At 54.8% G+C, this 17,903-nt stretch carries 17 protein-coding genes; 15 read left to right on the top strand and 2 right to left on the bottom strand.

Going from position 1 to position 17,903, the window contains the following annotated elements; genetic code table 11:
* Nucleotides 1-106: 106 nt before the first annotated feature.
* Complete coding sequence (gene rne / locus C1N59_RS12950; RefSeq protein ID WP_394549687.1) at nucleotides 107-3,370, bottom strand: ribonuclease E; 3,264 nt, start codon at nucleotides 3,368-3,370, stop codon at nucleotides 107-109.
* A 571-nt stretch (nucleotides 3,371-3,941) separates the two neighbouring features.
* Between rne and rluC the strand changes: the two genes are divergently transcribed.
* On the top strand, nucleotides 3,942-4,898 hold the full coding sequence (gene rluC / locus C1N59_RS12945) for a 23S rRNA pseudouridine(955/2504/2580) synthase RluC (RefSeq protein WP_039341117.1): 957 nt from the start codon (nucleotides 3,942-3,944) through the stop codon (nucleotides 4,896-4,898).
* A gap of 12 nt (nucleotides 4,899-4,910) precedes the next feature.
* Here rluC and C1N59_RS12940 read toward each other — a convergent pair whose 3' ends face one another.
* A complete protein-coding gene (locus C1N59_RS12940) occupies nucleotides 4,911-5,498 on the bottom strand; it encodes a Maf family protein (RefSeq protein ID WP_006118828.1) in 588 nt (195 codons plus the stop codon).
* A gap of 140 nt (nucleotides 5,499-5,638) precedes the next feature.
* Between C1N59_RS12940 and yceD the strand changes: the two genes are divergently transcribed.
* The 14 genes from yceD to ptsG all read left to right on the top strand — a co-directional run bounded on the left by yceD (nucleotide 5,639) and on the right by ptsG (nucleotide 17,869).
* Nucleotides 5,639-6,160, top strand: a complete 522-nt coding sequence (yceD, locus tag C1N59_RS12935) for a 23S rRNA accumulation protein YceD (RefSeq protein WP_006118829.1) — start codon at nucleotides 5,639-5,641, stop codon at nucleotides 6,158-6,160.
* Nucleotides 6,161-6,174: 14 nt separating this feature from the next.
* Nucleotides 6,175-6,345: a 50S ribosomal protein L32 gene (gene rpmF, locus C1N59_RS12930; protein WP_003849870.1), complete on the top strand. Its 171-nt coding sequence runs from the start codon at nucleotides 6,175-6,177 to the stop codon at nucleotides 6,343-6,345.
* A 25-nt stretch (nucleotides 6,346-6,370) separates the two neighbouring features.
* Nucleotides 6,371-7,411, top strand: coding sequence for a phosphate acyltransferase PlsX (plsX, locus tag C1N59_RS12925; RefSeq protein ID WP_283787263.1), 1,041 nt, complete (start codon nucleotides 6,371-6,373; stop codon nucleotides 7,409-7,411).
* A complete protein-coding gene (locus C1N59_RS12920; protein ID WP_006118831.1) occupies nucleotides 7,412-8,365 on the top strand; it encodes a beta-ketoacyl-ACP synthase III in 954 nt (317 codons plus the stop codon).
* Between the two features lie 16 nt (nucleotides 8,366-8,381).
* Complete coding sequence (fabD, locus tag C1N59_RS12915; protein WP_006118832.1) at nucleotides 8,382-9,314, top strand: ACP S-malonyltransferase; 933 nt, start codon at nucleotides 8,382-8,384, stop codon at nucleotides 9,312-9,314.
* 10 nt (nucleotides 9,315-9,324) lie between these two features.
* Entirely contained in the window at nucleotides 9,325-10,059 is a 735-nt protein-coding gene (fabG, locus tag C1N59_RS12910; RefSeq protein WP_006118833.1) for a 3-oxoacyl-ACP reductase FabG, read from the top strand.
* A gap of 152 nt (nucleotides 10,060-10,211) precedes the next feature.
* A complete protein-coding gene (gene acpP, locus C1N59_RS12905) occupies nucleotides 10,212-10,448 on the top strand; it encodes an acyl carrier protein (protein ID WP_003849865.1) in 237 nt (78 codons plus the stop codon).
* 85 nt (nucleotides 10,449-10,533) lie between these two features.
* Nucleotides 10,534-11,775 (top strand): beta-ketoacyl-ACP synthase II, encoded by a 1,242-nt coding sequence (gene fabF / locus C1N59_RS12900; RefSeq protein ID WP_033737555.1) that lies wholly within the window; start codon nucleotides 10,534-10,536, stop codon nucleotides 11,773-11,775.
* Between the two features lie 121 nt (nucleotides 11,776-11,896).
* Nucleotides 11,897-12,712: an aminodeoxychorismate lyase gene (gene pabC, locus C1N59_RS12895; protein ID WP_394549686.1), complete on the top strand. Its 816-nt coding sequence runs from the start codon at nucleotides 11,897-11,899 to the stop codon at nucleotides 12,710-12,712.
* The gene (gene yceG, locus C1N59_RS12890) at nucleotides 12,709-13,728 is read left to right on the top strand and encodes a cell division protein YceG (RefSeq protein WP_394549684.1); all 1,020 of its coding nucleotides are present in this window, start codon (nucleotides 12,709-12,711) and stop codon (nucleotides 13,726-13,728) included. The genes pabC and yceG overlap by 4 nt, the downstream gene beginning before the upstream one ends.
* Nucleotides 13,718-14,353 (top strand): dTMP kinase, encoded by a 636-nt coding sequence (gene tmk / locus C1N59_RS12885; protein WP_164483135.1) that lies wholly within the window; start codon nucleotides 13,718-13,720, stop codon nucleotides 14,351-14,353. The genes yceG and tmk overlap by 11 nt, the downstream gene beginning before the upstream one ends.
* A complete protein-coding gene (holB, locus tag C1N59_RS12880; protein WP_033737552.1) occupies nucleotides 14,350-15,339 on the top strand; it encodes a DNA polymerase III subunit delta' in 990 nt (329 codons plus the stop codon). Before tmk ends, holB begins: the two co-directional genes overlap by 4 nt.
* An 11-nt stretch (nucleotides 15,340-15,350) precedes the next feature.
* Nucleotides 15,351-16,142 carry a metal-dependent hydrolase gene (locus C1N59_RS12875; RefSeq protein ID WP_394549683.1) on the top strand — a complete coding sequence of 264 codons (792 nt, stop codon included), beginning with the start codon at nucleotides 15,351-15,353 and terminating at the stop codon, nucleotides 16,140-16,142.
* Nucleotides 16,143-16,432: 290 nt separating this feature from the next.
* Nucleotides 16,433-17,869, top strand: a complete 1,437-nt coding sequence (gene ptsG / locus C1N59_RS12870) for a PTS glucose transporter subunit IIBC (protein WP_006118840.1) — start codon at nucleotides 16,433-16,435, stop codon at nucleotides 17,867-17,869.
* Nucleotides 17,870-17,903 lie beyond the last annotated feature (34 nt).

The following is a 17,903-nucleotide window of genomic DNA, read 5'->3' as shown; positions in this document are numbered from 1 at the left end:
GATGATCCCTCCGTGGTGTTTCTGCCCGCATACCTCACCCGAAATGTCCGTAACAGACAATAAAAAACCCGGCCGGAGCCGGGTTTATCACGTCTGCGAACCGTGCTTATGGCTTGGTCGCAGGGGCCGTTGCCTGGTGGGTAGCACTATGGCCGCCCGCAGAACCCTTGCCTTCAAAATTGAAGGAAGGACGCTGCCAGTCGCTGTGACGCACAGGCTCTGGTTGCCATGCTGGCGCAGGCGCTTTGGTCATTGGGGCTGACGCAAAGTGCTTCCAGCGCGTTTCCGCATTGGCCTGGAGGGCTTCTACAGCAACGTCGCGCGCAGCCACAGGCGCATGCGGTTCGGTGATGGGTGCAACGGTTTCCTCTGCAGCAACCGGTGCATTTAACACCGCGTCAACCTGAGCTTCGGTTGTCGGGCTCACCGCCGTACCGGCCTGCTCTGAGGGCTCAACGTGCTCGTGTTGGGCAACCTCAGGCGCGGCGGTCACGTCGGACTTATGCGCGTCTTCAGCCGTAACATCGGCAGGTTGTGCCTGCTGCGCAACGGCGTCGGCGCGGGCTTCTGCAGCCGCAGGAATCACAGAGGGTTCCTGATGCACAGGAGCATCAATCGCCTGCGTGTCATCCGTATTCACCACAGTAACCGGTGTGTCTGCCTGGGGTTCAGCAACCTGTACTGGATCGGTCTGTGAAACCGGCGCCTCGTCTACGGCCGCTGCCACAGGCAGGGCGATAGCAGGTGCTGTGTCTGCATGGCTGTCGTCCTGTGCGGTTTTCACTGCATCCTGTGTGGTCTGCTCTTCGTTCGTCTGTGCGACCGGATAGCGCACCCAGACTTTGCCTGACGCCATTTCAGGTGAGGCCGATGCGGCTTCTAATGGCATAGCAGACTGTGTTGGGTAGCGTTCATCGCGGTAACGACGGCGACGCTGACCACTGACGCGCAGATGACGCGGTGAACGACGAGAGCGACGCGGCATGTTGGCGTTATCACGCGCTTCGGTTTCGTCCGCGTCCTGTGAGGCTTCTGCAACCGGCTGAATCTTGCGGGCTTCAACAGATTCTGCTGACTCGACGGCAGCATGCTGAGGCTGATCATTGTTGTCACCAACGCGCACTTTTTGCGTCAGCTGACGCGGTTTGCGGCGTGGCATAGCCTGAACGCGCTCATCGTCCTGTGCTTCAGCCGCAACGGGCTCAGCGGTTTCAACGGCCTGTCCAACCGCGCTGTTCGCTTCCTGCTGGGCACGTTTCTCTTCCTGACGACGACGCTGACGTTCAGCACGCTGTTCACGACGCTGCTGCTGTTGCTCATCGCGTTGCTGGCGAGCTTCATCGCTCAGCGCCGGACGTTCATCACGCGCCTCGTTAGACTGCCCCTGACGCTTATTACGACGGTTGTCTTCACGCGGTTCACGATTGTCACGGGTTTCGCGGTTGTCCCGAGATTCACGCTGCTGGGTGGTGTCACCATTACGTGGCGTGCGCTCACGGCGGTTATTGTTACGGCGGTTGTTACGGCGATCGCCACGCTGATTGCCGTTCTCCTCACCGCTGGTTTTCTGCGGTTCGGTTACTTCAGCAACGGGCTCTGCCGTAGCAGGCGCAGGCTCACCGGCGAACATTTTTTTCAGGCCCGCCAGCAGGCGACCAACAAAGCCTGTTCCGTTGGATGGCGTTGCAGGGGCGGTTTCAGCAACCGGCGCAGTTCGCGCTTTGGTAGTTTCCGGCGCTGCTTCCGTCGGTGCCGGTGGCGCATCAGGCATCACAAACGCCGCCAGGGCCGGTTGTTCTGGACGACGACGTTCGGCATGTTCTTCTTCCGAAGGCATCGCCATTTCGGCTTCGTGCAGCTTAGGCAGGTGATAGCTCAGCGTCTGCGTTTCTTCACCTTTACGCACGCGCAACACGGAGTAGTGCGGCGTTTCCATCCGGTCGTCCGGTACGATAACCGCACGCACGCCGCCCTGGCGTTTTTCGATAGCATTGACCGCTTCACGTTTTTCATTCAGCAGGTAAGAGGCCACAGGCACCGGGACAATAGCATGCACTTCTTTGGTGTTGTCCTTCAGCGCTTCTTCTTCGATCAGGCGCAGAATAGACAGTGACAGTGACTCGTTATCACGAATGGTGCCGGTACCGCTACAGCGCGGGCAGACATGATGGCTCGACTCACCCAGTGACGGGCTGAGACGCTGGCGGGACATTTCCAGCAGGCCAAAACGTGAAATATGGCTGATCTGGATACGGGCGCGATCCTGACGGACCGCCTCACGCAGACGGTTTTCTACCGCGCGCTGATGGCGAACCGGCGTCATATCGATAAAGTCGATAACGATCAAACCGCCAAGGTCTCGCAGGCGTAACTGGCGGGCGATTTCATCTGCTGCTTCAAGGTTCGTGTTAAACGCGGTTTCTTCGATATCGCCACCACGCGTAGCGCGTGCCGAGTTGATATCGATGGCGGTCAGTGCTTCGGTGCTGTCGATAACAATCGAGCCACCGGAAGGCAGGCGCACTTCACGCTGGAAAGCGGACTCGATTTGCGACTCGATTTGATAGTGGCTGAACAACGGGATTTCGCCGGTGTAGAGCTTGATCTTGCTGGTAAAGTCCGGACGGCCCAGAGCCGCAATATGCTGACGCGCCAGTTCCAGGACCTTCGGGTTGTCGATAAGAATTTCGCCGATGTCCTGGCGCAGGTAATCGCGGAATGCGCGCACGATTACGTTACTTTCCTGATGAATCAGGAAGGGCGCAGGACGGCTGTCAGCGGCTTTCTTAATCGCTTCCCAGTGTTTCAGACGGAAGCTGAGATCCCACTGCAGCGATTCGGCTGATTTGCCTACACCTGCGGTACGGACAATCAGCCCCATACCATCAGGCAGTTCCAGTGCCGAAAGCGCTTCTTTCAGTTCGGTACGGTCGTCACCTTCAATTCGACGAGAAATGCCGCCCGCGCGCGGGTTGTTCGGCATCAATACCAGATAACTTCCTGCCAGCGAGATAAAGGTGGTCAGGGCGGCGCCTTTATTACCCCGTTCTTCTTTATCGATCTGAACAATAACTTCCTGGCCTTCACGCAGCACATCCTTAATGTTTGGACGACCGTGAGCGTTGTAGGAAGCAGGGAAGTATTCGCGAGAAATTTCTTTGAGAGGGAGGAAACCGTGACGTTCTGCACCGTAGTCGACGAAAGCCGCTTCAAGGCTGGGTTCGATACGGGTGATTTTACCTTTGTAGATATTGGCTTTTTTCTGTTCGTGTCCGGGACTTTCGATATCCAGATCGTACAGACGTTGACCATCAACCAGGGCAACGCGCAACTCCTCCTGCTGAGTTGCGTTAATTAACATTCTTTTCATCGTAACGTACTCGTTATTCTTTCATGAGTGATTAAAGCTGCGGGCATAGTTACCCTGGACGAGTATCAACCGATGGCCCCGTGACTTAGTGCAATGTCGTCAACCTCACGGTTATCGACCGCGCGAGGGGCGCAAATAACGTCGGTGGCCTGTTTTTCATAAGGAACAACAGCACCAGATAGTGGAAATGCGAGAGATAATTCTGTAAACCCGTGCACTCCATCTCATGTCCAGGCCGCAACCCGCAGCCCGCTAAGTGCCTGATTTCGCATTACGTCTTACGCCATTGCTGCGTGTCTGCTCAATCCGACAAAATAACTAATTTCGCTTTTTTTCTTATCTGAATCCTCAGCTAAGAAACCTAAGCATTATTCCACTGCTAACCTTCATATAGCAAGGTGACTTTAACTGACTGATCAATTTTCTTTACATTTTAAGAACCCTGCGGCAGAAAGCGCATTCAGGCTGTTGAAAATGCCAGCAATCTGATTGCTCATCCCGACGCTACGCAGAGAGTTAAGCACATAAAAAGGGGTGGCGCTATCAGGGGACACTATTTAGAATCGCCGCCATGAAAACAGAGAATCCCGGCGTACAGTTTGTCGCCATCACGGCTGAAAACGCCGGACAACGTATTGATAACTTTTTGCGCACCCAGTTAAAGGGCGTGCCGAAGAGCATGATTTATCGCATCGTGCGAAAAGGTGAAGTGCGCGTGAATAAAAAACGCATCAAGCCTGAATATAAACTCGAAGAGGGCGATGAGGTGCGCATTCCGCCAGTACGTGTGGCGGAGCGTGATGAGGACGCTGTCTCGCCCAAACTGGCCAAAGTTGCCTCACTGGCTAACGCCATCCTCTTTGAAGACGATCATTTGCTGGTCATGAACAAACCGTCCGGTACAGCCGTACACGGCGGCAGCGGCTTAAGCTTTGGTGTGATTGAAGGACTGCGCGCCCTGCGTCCGGAAGCGCGCTTTCTGGAGCTGGTACATCGCCTTGACCGCGATACGTCCGGCATTTTACTGGTGGCCAAAAAGCGCTCAGCATTGCGTTCGCTGCATGAACAGCTGCGTGAGAAGGGCATGCAGAAAGATTATCTTGCGCTGGTGCAGGGCAACTGGCCCTCGCATATCAAAGTGGTTCAGGCGCCGCTGCTGAAAAATATCCTGCAAAGCGGTGAACGTATGGTGCGTGTCAGCAGTGACGGCAAACCGTCGGAAACCCGCTTTAAAGTGGAAGAACGTTTTGCGTTTGCCACGCTGGTCAAAGCCAGTCCGGTAACCGGGCGTACGCACCAGATTCGTGTACACACCTTGCACGCCGGTCATCCCATCGCCTTTGACGATCGTTACGGCGAGCGTGACTTTGACAGCAAACTGGCCTCTACGGGGCTGGATCGGCTGTTCCTGCACGCGGCTGCGTTGACATTTACGCACCCGAATACAGGGGAGACCCTGCGTATGGAAGCGCCGCTGGATGACACGTTACAGCAGTGCCTGACGAAGCTGCGCCAGCAAAAAAACTGACGCAGGGCGGCATCACGCTCCTAAGGGATTGATGCCCGCTTCACGCAGCATCGCGCTGAGCGCGATAAGCGGCAGTCCCACCAACGCATTCGGATCGCGCCCTTCAAGCCGGTCAAATAAGCAGATGCCCAGTCCTTCACTTTTGAAACTGCCGGCGCACTGGAGCGGTTGCTCTTTCTTTATATAGTTGGTGATGTCGGCCTGACTCAGCGTGCGGAAATGCACGGTAAAAGGTTCGCAGCACTGCATCAGCCGCTGGCTGGCAGGGTGGTAGAGGGCGAGGCCGGTGTAAAAGGTTACGCGGTTGCCACTGGCAGCGCGCAGCTGTGCTTCTGCGTTCTGCGCCGTATGGGGTTTTCCGGTAATCCTGCCGTTAAGGACGCAGACCTGATCGGAACCAATGATCCAGTGATGTGGATAACGCTCAGCCAGCGCCTGAGCTTTGGCTATGGCCAGGCGCGTAACCAGATCCTCTGCGCGTTCATTTTCTAACGGGGTTTCATCTGTCTGGGGTGAATCTACTGTAAAAGGCAGGCCAAGCTTGCTCAGCAGCGCCTGACGAAACGGTGAGGTTGATGCTAAAAGAATCGATGCTGTCATTTTTTTTCAATATTGATAGCGAATTGGTGGCAGTCATTTTAAACTGTGCGCCGCACTGGATGCGAATAGTGGTTGAAAGATGCTGTCCAACGGCCTTTTTCTTTGACTCTATGTGATTACAAAGTTAATATGCGCGCCCTATGCAAAAGGTAAAATTACCCCTGACGCTGGACCCCGTCCGCACCGCTCAAAAACGCCTTGATTACCAGGGTGTTTATACCTCGCAACAGGTAGAGCGTGTGGCTGAGTCGGTCGTCAGTGTGGACAGTGATGTTGAATGTGCCATGTCGTTCGCGGTTGATAACCAGCGTCTGGCAGTACTGACGGGTACTGCTGATGTTGAGGTTACGCTTCGTTGTCAGCGCTGCAACCAGGTTTTTCCACATCATGTTCACGTAAGCTATTGCTTCAGTCCTGTTTCATCTGATGAGCAGGCCGAGGCGTTGCCGGAAGCGTACGAGCCGGTTGATGTCAACGAATTCGGTGAGATCGACTTGCTGGCGGTTATCGAGGATGAAGTTATTCTCGCGCTGCCTGTGGTTCCGGTGCACGATTCTGAACACTGTGAAGTGTCCGAGGCGGACATGGTCTTTGGCCAATTGCCTGCAGAGGCAGAAAAACCAAACCCATTTGCCGTATTAGCCAGTTTAAAGCGTAAGTAATAGGAGTAAGGTCCATGGCCGTACAACAGAATAAACCCACCCGTTCTAAGCGTGGTATGCGTCGTTCGCACGATGCGCTGACCACTGCTGCTCTGTCAGTAGATAAAGTTTCTGGTGAAACTCATCTGCGTCACCACATCACTGCGGATGGTTACTACCGCGGTCGCAAGGTTATCGTTAAGTAAGATCTTTGCTTAGCAAGGCGATACCTTGACACGTTTGACCCTGGCTATCGATGCCATGGGCGGGGATTTCGGTCCCTGCGTGACGGTGCCTGCAGCATTGCAGGCACTGGCCTCTCATTCGGAACTTATCCTTCTTCTGGTCGGAGACCCCGACATTCTCACGCCATTGCTTGCCAAAGCCGATTCCGCCCTGCTGGCGCGTTTGCAGGTTGTTCCTGCCGAATCCGTTATTGCAAGTGATGCGCGACCCGCACAAGCCATACGTAACAGCCGCGGCAGTTCAATGCGAGTGGCGTTAGAGTTGGTGAAAGAAGGGCGGGCAGAGGCCTGCGTCAGCAGCGGCAATACCGGCGCGCTGATGGGGCTGGCGACATTATTACTGAAGCCGCTGGACGGCATTAAGCGTCCGGCGTTGATGACCGTTTTACCCCACCAACATCAGGGAAAGACGGTCATTCTGGATTTAGGTGCCAACGTCGATTCTGACAGTGCGATGCTGGTGCAGTTTGCGGTGATGGGCGCGGTCATGGCCGAAGAAGTGTTAGGCATAGCGCATCCCCGCGTGGCACTTCTCAATATTGGCCATGAAGAGCATAAAGGGCTTGAAAGCATTCGCGATGCGGCGTTAATTCTGAAGGCATTACCGCAAATTAATTACATTGGTTACCTTGAAGGTAATGATTTGCTGACCGGCAAAACGGACGTGCTGGTTTGTGATGGTTTCGCTGGAAACATCACACTGAAGACAATGGAAGGCGTGGTAAGAATGTTCCTTTCTCTGCTGAAATCATCGGGAGAAGGTGAAAAGCGGTCGTGGTGGCTGACGTTGCTGGGGCGCTGGGTTAAAAAGCGTTTGGTCAGGCGTTTCGGCCATCTCAACCCCGACCAGTATAATGGCGCTTGTCTGTTAGGATTGCGCGGGACAGTGATCAAGAGTCATGGCGCAGCAAATCAACATGCCTTTGCCATGGCGATCAATCAGGCCGAGCAGGCGGTGAGGCGGCAGGTTCCTGAACACATTGCCGCCCGTCTGGACGCTGTATTAGCCAGGAGTGACAAAGCCTAGATGTTTACCAAAATTATCGGTACGGGCAGTTATTTGCCCAGCCAGGTCCGCACCAATGCCGACCTGGAAAAAATGGTGGAGACCTCGGACGAGTGGATTGTTACCCGTACCGGCATCCGTGAGCGCCGTATTGCTGCGCCGGATGAGACTGTTGCAAGTATGGGCCACCAGGCAGCACAACGTGCCCTGGAGATGGCGGGCGTCGATGCCAATGACGTGGGCCTGATCATTGTGGCGACCACGTCTTCCAGTCATGCCTTCCCCAGCTCTGCCTGCCTGATTCAGCAGATGCTTGAAATCAAAGATTGCGCCGCGTTTGACCTGGCCGCGGCCTGTGCAGGCTTTACTTATGCGTTAAGCGTTGCCGATCAATACATCAAAAATGGTGCAGTGAAACATGCGCTGGTCATCGGTTCTGATGTCCTGGCGCGTACGCTCGATCCTGAAGATCGTGGCACGATCATTCTGTTCGGTGACGGTGCGGGCGCAGTGGTACTGGGTCAAAGTGAAGAGCAGGGCATCATTTCTACCCATCTGCATGCTGATGGCCGTTACGCCAAATTGCTGACGCTGCCTTATCAGGATCGCGCGCATCAGGATCAACCCGCTTACCTGACAATGGCAGGTAATGAAGTCTTCAAAGTGGCCGTGACAGAACTGGCGCACATCGTTGATGAGACCTTGCAGGCGAACAACATTGCGCGTGAAGAGCTGGACTGGCTGGTGCCGCATCAGGCAAACCTTCGCATTATCAGCGCCACGGCGAAAAAACTGGGCATGACCATGGAAAAAGTGGTGGTCACGCTGGATCGTCATGGAAATACCTCAGCCGCATCGGTGCCCAGCGCACTGGATGAAGCCGTGCGCGATGGCCGCATCAAACCCGGACAACTTATTTTGCTGGAAGCCTTTGGTGGTGGATTCACTTGGGGTTCTGCGCTGGTTCGCTTTTGATTGACAGGAACTGAAAATGACGCAACTTGCTTTTGTTTTCCCAGGTCAGGGCTCACAGTCTGTGGGCATGTTGACAGAACTCGCTGCCGCTTATCCGGTGGTTGAAGAGACGTTCCGTGAAGCCTCTGAGGCCCTCGGTTATGATCTGTGGCAGTTAGTGAGCCAGGGCCCCGCGGAAGAGTTGAACAAAACCTGGCAGACGCAGCCTGCGCTGCTGGCCGCTTCCGTGGCGATTTACCGTGTCTGGCAGCAGCAGGGGGGCAAACAGCCTGTGCTGATGGCGGGCCACAGCCTGGGCGAATATTCTGCGCTGGTCTGTGCGGGCGTACTGGATTTCGCAGACGCAATCAAACTGGTTGAACTGCGCGGTAAACTGATGCAGGAAGCCGTGCCAGAAGGCACCGGTGCCATGCAGGCGATCATCGGGCTTGATGATGCGGCCATTGCGAAAGCCTGTGAAGAAAGTGCGCAGGGTGAAGTCGTTTCGCCGGTGAACTTCAATTCGCCAGGCCAGGTCGTTATCGCGGGTAACAAAGATGCGGTAGAACGTGCAGGCGCGGCCTGTAAAGCGGCGGGCGCCAAGCGCGCGTTGCCGTTGCCGGTCAGCGTACCTTCGCATTGTGCACTGATGAAGCCTGCGGCGGAAAAACTGGCACTGACGCTGGAAACGCTCACCTTTAAGGCACCCCAGGTGCCGGTGATTAACAACGTCGACGTGAAAGCCGAAACGGATGCCGACGCGATTCGTCAGGCGCTGATTCGCCAGCTTTATAGCCCGGTACGCTGGACAGAAAGCGTAGAGGCGATGGCTGCGCAGGGCGTGACGCAACTGATTGAAATGGGTCCGGGTAAAGTGCTCACTGGCCTGACCAAACGTATCGTAGATGGCCTGTCTGCGGCAGCGGTGAACGATACTGCGTCATTGACTGCGGCACTTGCACAGGAATAAGAGGAAAATCATGAGCTTTGAAGGTAAAGTAGCGCTGGTAACGGGCGCGAGCCGCGGCATTGGCCGTGCGATTGCAGAAACCCTGGCTGCACGTGGTGCAAAAGTGGTGGGAACTGCAACCAGCCAAAGTGGTGCCGATGCGATCAGTGCTTACCTTGGCGATAAGGGACTGGGCCTGCTGTTAAATGTGACAGATGCCGCTTCCATCGACAGCGTTTTAGAGAAAATTCGCGCTGAATTTGGCGAAGTGGACATTTTGGTCAATAATGCAGGCATTACGCGTGATAATTTACTGATGCGTATGAAAGACGATGAGTGGCAGGATATCCTTGATACCAACCTCACATCAGTTTTCCGTCTTTCTAAGGCGGTGATGCGTGCCATGATGAAAAAGCGCATGGGACGTATCATCACCATTGGTTCCGTTGTCGGAACCATGGGTAATGCGGGTCAGGCAAACTATGCTGCAGCAAAAGCGGGTTTGATTGGCTTTAGCAAATCACTGGCGCGGGAAATCGCGTCACGTGGCATTACCGTCAACGTCGTGGCTCCGGGCTTCATAGAGACCGACATGACGCGGGCACTGAACGAAGATCAACGTTCCGGTATTCTGGCAGAAGTGCCTGCGGGTCGCTTAGGCGAAGCGCAGGAAATTGCTAATGCTGTTGCATTCTTAGCCTCTGACGAAGCAGCCTACATCACGGGTGAGACGCTGCACGTCAATGGCGGCATGTATATGGTCTGATAATCACGAAATCATTTGCATTATTTGCGTATAAAACCGCACAATAGCGTAAATCGTGGTTAGACCAGCCGGGATTTTGTTGCATCTTTTTCAACATTTTATACACTACGAAAACCATCGCGAAAGCGAGTTTTGATAGGAAATTAAATAGTATGAGCGATATCGAACAACGCGTTAAGAAAATCATCAGTGAGCAGCTGGGTGTGAAAGAGGAAGAAGTGACCAACTCTGCATCTTTCGTAGAAGACCTGGGTGCCGATTCTCTTGATACCGTTGAGCTGGTAATGGCTCTGGAAGAAGAGTTTGATACTGAAATTCCAGACGAAGAAGCTGAGAAAATCACTACCGTTCAGGCAGCGATCGACTATATCAATAGCCACAAAGGCTAATGAATATCTTCAGGCGGTCAATTGACCGCCTGAGTTTTATGTTTGCCCCACAATAGTCATTTTTTTCCCTCCCTGGAGGACGAACGTGTCTAAGCGTCGTGTAGTTGTGACTGGTCTTGGCATGTTGTCTCCTGTCGGCAATACCGTAGAGTCTACCTGGAGTGCTCTCCTTGCCGGTCAGAGCGGCATTAACCTGATCGACCATTTTGATACCAGCGCCTATGCAACACGCTTTGCAGGTCTGGTAAGAGATTTCAATTGCGATGACTTTATTTCCCGTAAAGATCAACGCAAGATGGATGACTTCATTCAGTACGGCATCGTGGCAGGCATTCAGGCCATGCAGGACAGCGGTCTTGAAGTGACCGAGGAAAATGCAGGCCGGATTGGCGCGGCAATTGGTTCGGGCATCGGTGGTTTGGGTCTGATTGAAGAAAACCATACCTCGCTGGTGAACGGCGGTCCGCGTAAAATCAGCCCTTTCTTCGTGCCTTCCACAATCGTCAATATGGTGGCGGGACATCTCACCATCATGTATGGCCTGAAAGGCCCCAGCATTTCCATTGCGACCGCCTGTACTTCTGGCGTTCACAACATTGGTCATGCGGCACGTATCATCGCTTATAACGATGCTGACGTGATGCTGGCAGGTGGCGCGGAAAAAGCCAGTACACCATTGGGTGTAGGTGGGTTTGGCGCGGCGCGTGCACTGTCTACACGTAACGACAACCCGCAGGCGGCAAGCCGCCCATGGGATAAAGACCGTGATGGTTTTGTACTGGGCGACGGCGCGGGCATTATCGTACTGGAAGAGTACGAGCATGCTAAGAAGCGTGGCGCTAAAATCTACGCGGAAATCGTGGGCTTTGGGATGAGCAGCGATGCCTATCACATGACCTCGCCACCGGAAGACGGCTCTGGCGCAGCCGCAGCGATGATCAATGCGCTGCGTGATGCACAGATGACGCCTGACAGGATCGGTTACGTCAACGCGCATGGCACGTCAACGCCAGCAGGCGATAAAGCCGAAGCGCAGGCGGTGAAATCAGTGTTTGGTGAGGCTGCCAGCAAGGTTATGGTCAGCTCAACTAAGTCGATGACCGGCCATTTACTGGGTGCGGCAGGCGCGGTTGAATCGATCTATTCGATTCTGGCGCTGCGCGATCAGGCGGTTCCACCGACCCTGAACCTGGATAACCCGGACGAAGGTTGCGATCTTGATTTCGTTCCTCACACTGCACGTCAGGTGTCTGGACTGGAATATACGCTGTGTAACTCTTTCGGTTTCGGTGGCACTAACGGTTCACTGATTTTCCGTAAAATCTAAACCTGGCGTTTATGATTGCTTAAAAGGCCCGCTATGCGGGCCTTTTTTCTGTCCAGAGACGAAGAGAAACCGATAAAATCACCGTCATGACAACCACGATATCGATACGGGAGACGCGGTAATGTGGATTAACGGCATCGAACAATCCCATCTCACGGCCCGCGATCGCGCTGTACAATTTGGCGATGGCTGCTTTACCACGGCCGCTATCATCAAGGGCAATATCGCGCTGTTTGACTGGCATATTCAGCGGCTACAGCAAAGCTGCGAACGCCTGTGGTTACAGAATGTTGACTGGCAGGCTCTGGCGGGGGAAATGCTGCAGGCGGCCTCGGGCCATGACAGCGCGGTGCTTAAAGTCATTATCAGCGCAGGCAGTGGGGGACGCGGTTACAGTCGTGCGGGCTGTAGCGGGCCGACGCGCATTGTCTCGGTCTCTGACTGGCCCGGACACTATGCTGCGTTAGAAAATACCGGTGTCAGGCTGGTGGTCAGTCCGGTCCGGCTGGCACGCAACCCCCAGTTTGCCGGGCTAAAACATCTCAACCGGCTTGAACAGGTGATGATTCGTGCCCATCTTGAGCAGACAGACGCGGATGAAGCCCTGGTGCTTGACACCGAAGGTTGGGTGGTGGAATGCTGTGCGGCCAATTTATTCTGGCGGAGCGGCAACACGATCTTTACGCCCCGGCTGGATCAGGCTGGCGTTGACGGCATTATGCGGCAGAATCTGATGGCGCAAATACGTGCAGCAGGACAGAGTTGTCAGGTGGTGCAGGCGACGCTGGCGTCGCTGTTAGCCGCAGACGAAATTGTCATCTGTAATACGCTCATGCCTGTCTTGCCCGTTCGACAACTTGATGCGGTGACCTTTCATCAACGCACATTGTTTAACCAGCTACAGGCAAGCTGTAAAACGATAATGGAAGCAGAATGAGTCGAAGCAAAAAAATTATTGCGGGTGTGCTGGCAGTGCTGCTGGCGGCCGCAGGCGTCAGCTACTGGCAGGTGAAGCAACTTGCTGCCAGCCGTCTGCCCCTTTCCCAGGAAACGATTTACACGCTGCCCGCTGGGACGGGCCGTGTGGCGTTAGAAGCCCAGCTGGAAAGTCAGCATATTATTCCCCACAGCATCTGGTTTGGCGCGTTGCTTAAGTTTGAGCCTGAACTGGCAAAATTCAAAGCCGGGACCTATCGTCTGGAACCGTCAATGACGGTGCGCGAGCTACTGGCATTGCTGGCCAGCGGCAAAGAGGCCCAGTTCCCGCTGCGCTTTGTAGAAGGACAACGCCTGCAGGAGTGGCTGAGTGAATTACGCCAGGCACCCTATGTAAAACATACGTTGCCTGATGATAAGTATGCCACCGTGGCAAAGGCGCTCAGGCTGGATGAAAATCAGCTGGAAGGGAGCTTCTGTCCGGATACCTATCTGTATACCGCCAATACAACGGATATTGCGTTGCTGACGCGTGCGCATCAGCGAATGCAAAAGATGGTTGATGAAGTCTGGCAAGGCCGCATGGACAACCTGCCCTACAAGAATGAGCAGGAGATGGTGACGATGGCGTCGATCATTGAAAAAGAGACGGGCGTCAGCGAAGAGCGGGCGAAAGTGGCCTCTGTGTTTATTAACCGACTGCGGACGGGCATGCGCCTGCAGACCGATCCGACCGTGATTTACGGTATGGGCGCAGCCTACAATGGCACGCTGACGCGCAAAGATCTGGAAACAGCGACGCCTTACAATACCTATATCATCAGTGGTTTGCCGCCAGGCCCGATTGCGATGCCGAGTAAGGCCTCATTGATTGCCGCCGCCCATCCGGAAAAGACCAATTACCTCTATTTTGTGGCGGATGGCAAAGGTGGACATACGTTCACGACCAATCTTGCCAGCCATAACAAGGCCGTCCAGGCTTACCGGCTTGCGTTAAAGGAAAAAAATGGACAGTAAGTTTATTGTGATTGAGGGCCTGGAAGGCGCGGGAAAAACCACGGCCCGTGAGGCCATTGTGGCAACGTTACAGGCACACGGGATTGAAGACATCGTCTTTACCCGTGAACCCGGCGGTACGCCGCTGGCTGAACAGCTCCGTATTCTGGTGAAGCAGGGCATTGAGGGCGAGCAGGTGACCGATAAAGCGGAACTGTTAATGCTGTACGCCGCCCGTGTCCAGCTGGTCGAAACCGTGATTAAACCGGCCCTTGCGCGCGGCGCCTGGGTGGTGGGCGATCGGCATGATCTCTCCTCTCAGGCTTACCAGGGCGGCGGCCGTGGGGTTGATGCCGAACTGATGCGTACATTGCGTGATACGGTGCTGGGGGATTTTCGTCCTGACCTGACGTTGTATCTGGATGTCACACCGGAAACAGGATTACAACGTGCCCGCGCTCGTGGTGCGCTGGATCGCATCGAGCAGGAGTCACTGCGCTTTTTCGAACGCACGCGTGACCGCTACCTGGCCCTGGCGGCGGAAGATGCGACGATTCGGACAATCGATGCGACGCAGCCTCTGGAACAGGTGACCACCGCGCTGCAATCCACATTGTCTGCCTGGCTGGCGGAACAGCGGGCATGAACTGGTATCCCTGGCTAAACCAGCCTTACCGGCAGGTGATTGCACAGCACCAGGCGGATCGCGCGCATCACGCGCTGCTGGTGAATGCCATGGAAGGCATGGGCGATGATGCCCTGGTGTGGGGAATGAGCCGCTGGCTGATGTGTCAGCGCCGCGACGGACTGAAAAGCTGCGGTCACTGTCATGGCTGTCAACTGATGCAGGCAAACACGCATCCTGACTGGTACCGGCTGGAAGCCGAAAAAGGCAAAGCCACGCTCGGCATTGATGCCGTGCGCCAGGTGACGGAAAAAATGTACCACCATGCACAGCAGGGCGGGGCTAAAGTCGTCTGGCTACCCGATGCGTCGCAGCTCAGTGATGCGGCAGCGAACGCCTTGCTGAAAACCCTTGAAGAACCGCCGGCAAACAGCTGGTTCTTTCTGAGCAGTCGTGAACCTTCGCGTTTGCTGGCGACGCTGCGCAGCCGCTGTATGGTGTTAACGCTGGCACCGCCAGACGAAGCCCACAGTCTCGCATGGCTCAGAAAGCAGGGAGCGTATGACGAGTCACACTTACTGGCTGCGCTGCGCCTGAGTGCAGGCGCGCCCGGTGCCGCCCTGGCGCTGCTGGATGAGCGAGCATGGCAGGCAAGGCAGGCACTCTGTGATGCCCTTGCCAGCGCCCTGCAACAGGACATCCTGCAACTGCTTCCAGTACTGAATACTGATAACCCAGGCACGCGCATAGGCTGGCTGCTGGCGTTGATACTGGATGCCATCAAGTGGCAGCAGGGTGCGGCACAGTGGCTGACCAATGTGGATCGTCAGGATGTGGTGGCGATGCTGGCGCAGCATTTCTCGCAAACGGCGCTGAACAACAGCGCTCAGGACTGGATGCGCTGCCGCGAAACGCTGTCAGAGGTTGCGGCAGTGAATCGTGAACTTTTGTTAACTGACAGGCTACTGAGCTGGGCGGACAACCTGAAGCCCGCAGTACCCGGCTGACTGAGAAAACTATGTTTATTGTTGATTCCCACTGCCATCTTGATGGCCTTGACTATGAAAAAACCCATCAGGATCTTGATGACGTGATCGCCAAAGCGGCAGCGCGCGACGTCAGGTTTATGCTGGCGATTGCCACAACGTTACCTGGCTTTAGCACGTTAAAGGCGCTGGTAGGCGGTCGCGAAAATATCGCACTCTCCTGCGGTGTACATCCGCTGAATCAGGAGGAACCTTACGATGTCGACGAATTCCGTCGGCTGGCCGCCGATCCACAGGTGGTGGCCTTGGGTGAAACCGGACTGGATTATTATTACCAGCAGGAAACCAAAGCGCAGCAGCAGCACTCGTTTCGCGAGCATATCCGTACCGGGATCGCGCTGAACAAGCCGATCATCGTGCATACGCGTGATGCGCGTGAAGATACTCTGGCGATTCTGCGTGAAGAACAGGTTGAACGCTGCGGCGGTGTACTACACTGTTTTACGGAAGATCAGGCGACAGCGGCGAAGCTGCTGGATATGGGGTTCTACATTTCTTTCTCAGGGATCGTGACGTTCCGCAATGCTGAGCAGATCCGCGAGGCGGCACGCTATATTCCCCTTGATCGTATTCTGGTTGAAACCGATTCGCCCTATCTGGCACCTGTACCTTATCGCGGCAAGGAAAATCAACCGGCCTATACACGCGATGTAGCGGACTATCTGGCGGTACTGAAAGGCGTGGATATCGAGACGCTGGCGGCAACCACCACGCAGAATTTCTCCACGCTTTTCCATATCCCCATGAGCCGCCTCGGCGCCTGACAGTTAGTTTATTTCAGGCTTTGTAATAAATACGACATATCCGCTGCTGACTCTGTTTTTGTCCAACAGAGTCAGAGGATTTCGCTGAAAAAATAGGCGGTTATGCACGTATGTTTACCTGTCTGAGCGCTCTGGTTTGCGAAACGTGATAGCCGTCAAAGTAACGAGGCGTAATTTATTTTACCCTTCGTAATAAATCAAAATGGCGGATAACGCCAACCGGTAAAGAACCTCCCTCTTTACCACGCGCACTGCGCGAAAAACGCACTCATACTCAGGAGTTTCACGTTATGTTCAAAAACGCTTTTGCCAACTTACAAAAGGTTGGTAAATCGCTCATGCTGCCGGTGTCGGTTCTGCCTATCGCCGGTATTTTATTAGGAGTAGGTTCCGCCAATTTTAGCTGGTTACCTGTGGTCGTCTCACATGTTATGGCGGAAGCGGGCGGCTCGGTCTTTGCGAATATGCCGTTGATTTTTGCCATCGGTGTTGCGCTGGGCTTTACCAATAACGATGGCGTTTCGGCCCTGGCGGCGGTAGTGGCTTATGGCATCATGGTGAAAACCATGGCCGTGGTGGCACCTTTAGTGCTGCATCTGCCTGCGGCAGAAATTGAGGCCAAACACCTGGCGGACACCGGTGTGCTGGGCGGTATCATTGCCGGCTCCATCGCGGCTTACATGTTCAACCGCTTCTATCGCATCAAGCTGCCTGAGTATCTGGGCTTTTTTGCGGGCAAGCGCTTTGTGCCGATTATTTCCGGTCTGGCGGCTATCGCGATGGGCCTGGTACTGTCATTTATCTGGCCGCCGGTCGGTTCAGCGATTCAGGATTTCTCACAGTGGGCAGCCTATCAGAACCCTGTGGTCGCCTTTGGTATTTACGGCGTGGTTGAACGTGCGCTGGTGCCATTTGGTCTGCACCACATCTGGAACGTCCCTTTCCAGATGCAGATTGGTGAATATACCAATGCGGCAGGTCAGGTCTTCCACGGCGATATTCCGCGCTATATGGCGGGTGACCCAACCGCAGGTAAACTGTCGGGTGGCTTCCTGTTTAAGATGTATGGCTTGCCTGCGGCCGCCATTGCGATTTGGCATTCGGCAAAACCAGAAAACCGGGCGAAAGTGGGCGGCATCATGATTTCGGCTGCACTGACCTCGTTCCTGACCGGGATTACCGAGCCGATCGAATTCTCGTTCATGTTCGTTGCGCCTGTCCTGTATGTCATCCATGCGATCCTGGCCGGTCTGGCGTTCCCGATTTGTATTCTGCTCGGCATGCGTGATGGTACCAGCTTCTCTCACGGACTGATCGACTTTATCGTTCTGAGTGGTAACAGCAGCAAAATCTGGCTGTTCCCGATCATCGGGATGATTTATGCGGCGGTTTACTACACCGTGTTCCGTGTGCTGATCGTTAAGCTGGATCTGAAAACGCCAGGCCGTGAAGACAGCGCCAGCGAGCAGTCGTCATCAGCAACCGGCACCGAAATGGCGGGCAAACTGGTTACGGCGTTTGGCGGTAAAGATAACATTACCAACCTGGATGCCTGTATTACCCGTCTGCGCGTCAGCGTGGCGGATGTCAGCAAGGTCGATCAAACAGAACTGAAAAACCTGGGTGCACGCGGTGTGGTCGTGGCAGGTTCAGGGGTTCAGGCCATTTTCGGCACCAAATCTGATAACCTGAAAACCGATATGGATGACTACATCCGTAAAATGTAACAGGCCGTAGCGTACGTTTTTGCCTTTCATAAAC

The sequence above is a fragment of the Pantoea sp. SGAir0183 genome (genome assembly GCF_043545505.1).
This window is presented reverse-complemented; position numbering and strand designations above follow the sequence as displayed.

Excerpts from the sequence above, each read along its gene's own strand:
- rne (WP_394549687.1), bottom strand. The coding sequence starts at position 3,370 with ATGAAAAGAATGTTAATTAACGCAACTCAGCAGGAGGAGTTGCGCGTT.
- rluC (WP_039341117.1), top strand. The coding sequence starts at position 3,942 with ATGAAAACAGAGAATCCCGGCGTACAGTTTGTCGCCATCACGGCTGAA.
- C1N59_RS12940 (WP_006118828.1), bottom strand. The coding sequence starts at position 5,498 with ATGACAGCATCGATTCTTTTAGCATCAACCTCACCGTTTCGTCAGGCG.
- yceD (WP_006118829.1), top strand. The coding sequence starts at position 5,639 with ATGCAAAAGGTAAAATTACCCCTGACGCTGGACCCCGTCCGCACCGCT.
- rpmF (WP_003849870.1), top strand. The coding sequence starts at position 6,175 with ATGGCCGTACAACAGAATAAACCCACCCGTTCTAAGCGTGGTATGCGT.
- C1N59_RS12920 (WP_006118831.1), top strand. The coding sequence starts at position 7,412 with ATGTTTACCAAAATTATCGGTACGGGCAGTTATTTGCCCAGCCAGGTC.
- fabD (WP_006118832.1), top strand. The coding sequence starts at position 8,382 with ATGACGCAACTTGCTTTTGTTTTCCCAGGTCAGGGCTCACAGTCTGTG.
- fabG (WP_006118833.1), top strand. The coding sequence starts at position 9,325 with ATGAGCTTTGAAGGTAAAGTAGCGCTGGTAACGGGCGCGAGCCGCGGC.
- acpP (WP_003849865.1), top strand. The coding sequence starts at position 10,212 with ATGAGCGATATCGAACAACGCGTTAAGAAAATCATCAGTGAGCAGCTG.
- pabC (WP_394549686.1), top strand. The coding sequence starts at position 11,897 with ATGTGGATTAACGGCATCGAACAATCCCATCTCACGGCCCGCGATCGC.
- yceG (WP_394549684.1), top strand. The coding sequence starts at position 12,709 with ATGAGTCGAAGCAAAAAAATTATTGCGGGTGTGCTGGCAGTGCTGCTG.
- tmk (WP_164483135.1), top strand. The coding sequence starts at position 13,718 with ATGGACAGTAAGTTTATTGTGATTGAGGGCCTGGAAGGCGCGGGAAAA.
- holB (WP_033737552.1), top strand. The coding sequence starts at position 14,350 with ATGAACTGGTATCCCTGGCTAAACCAGCCTTACCGGCAGGTGATTGCA.
- C1N59_RS12875 (WP_394549683.1), top strand. The coding sequence starts at position 15,351 with ATGTTTATTGTTGATTCCCACTGCCATCTTGATGGCCTTGACTATGAA.
- ptsG (WP_006118840.1), top strand. The coding sequence starts at position 16,433 with ATGTTCAAAAACGCTTTTGCCAACTTACAAAAGGTTGGTAAATCGCTC.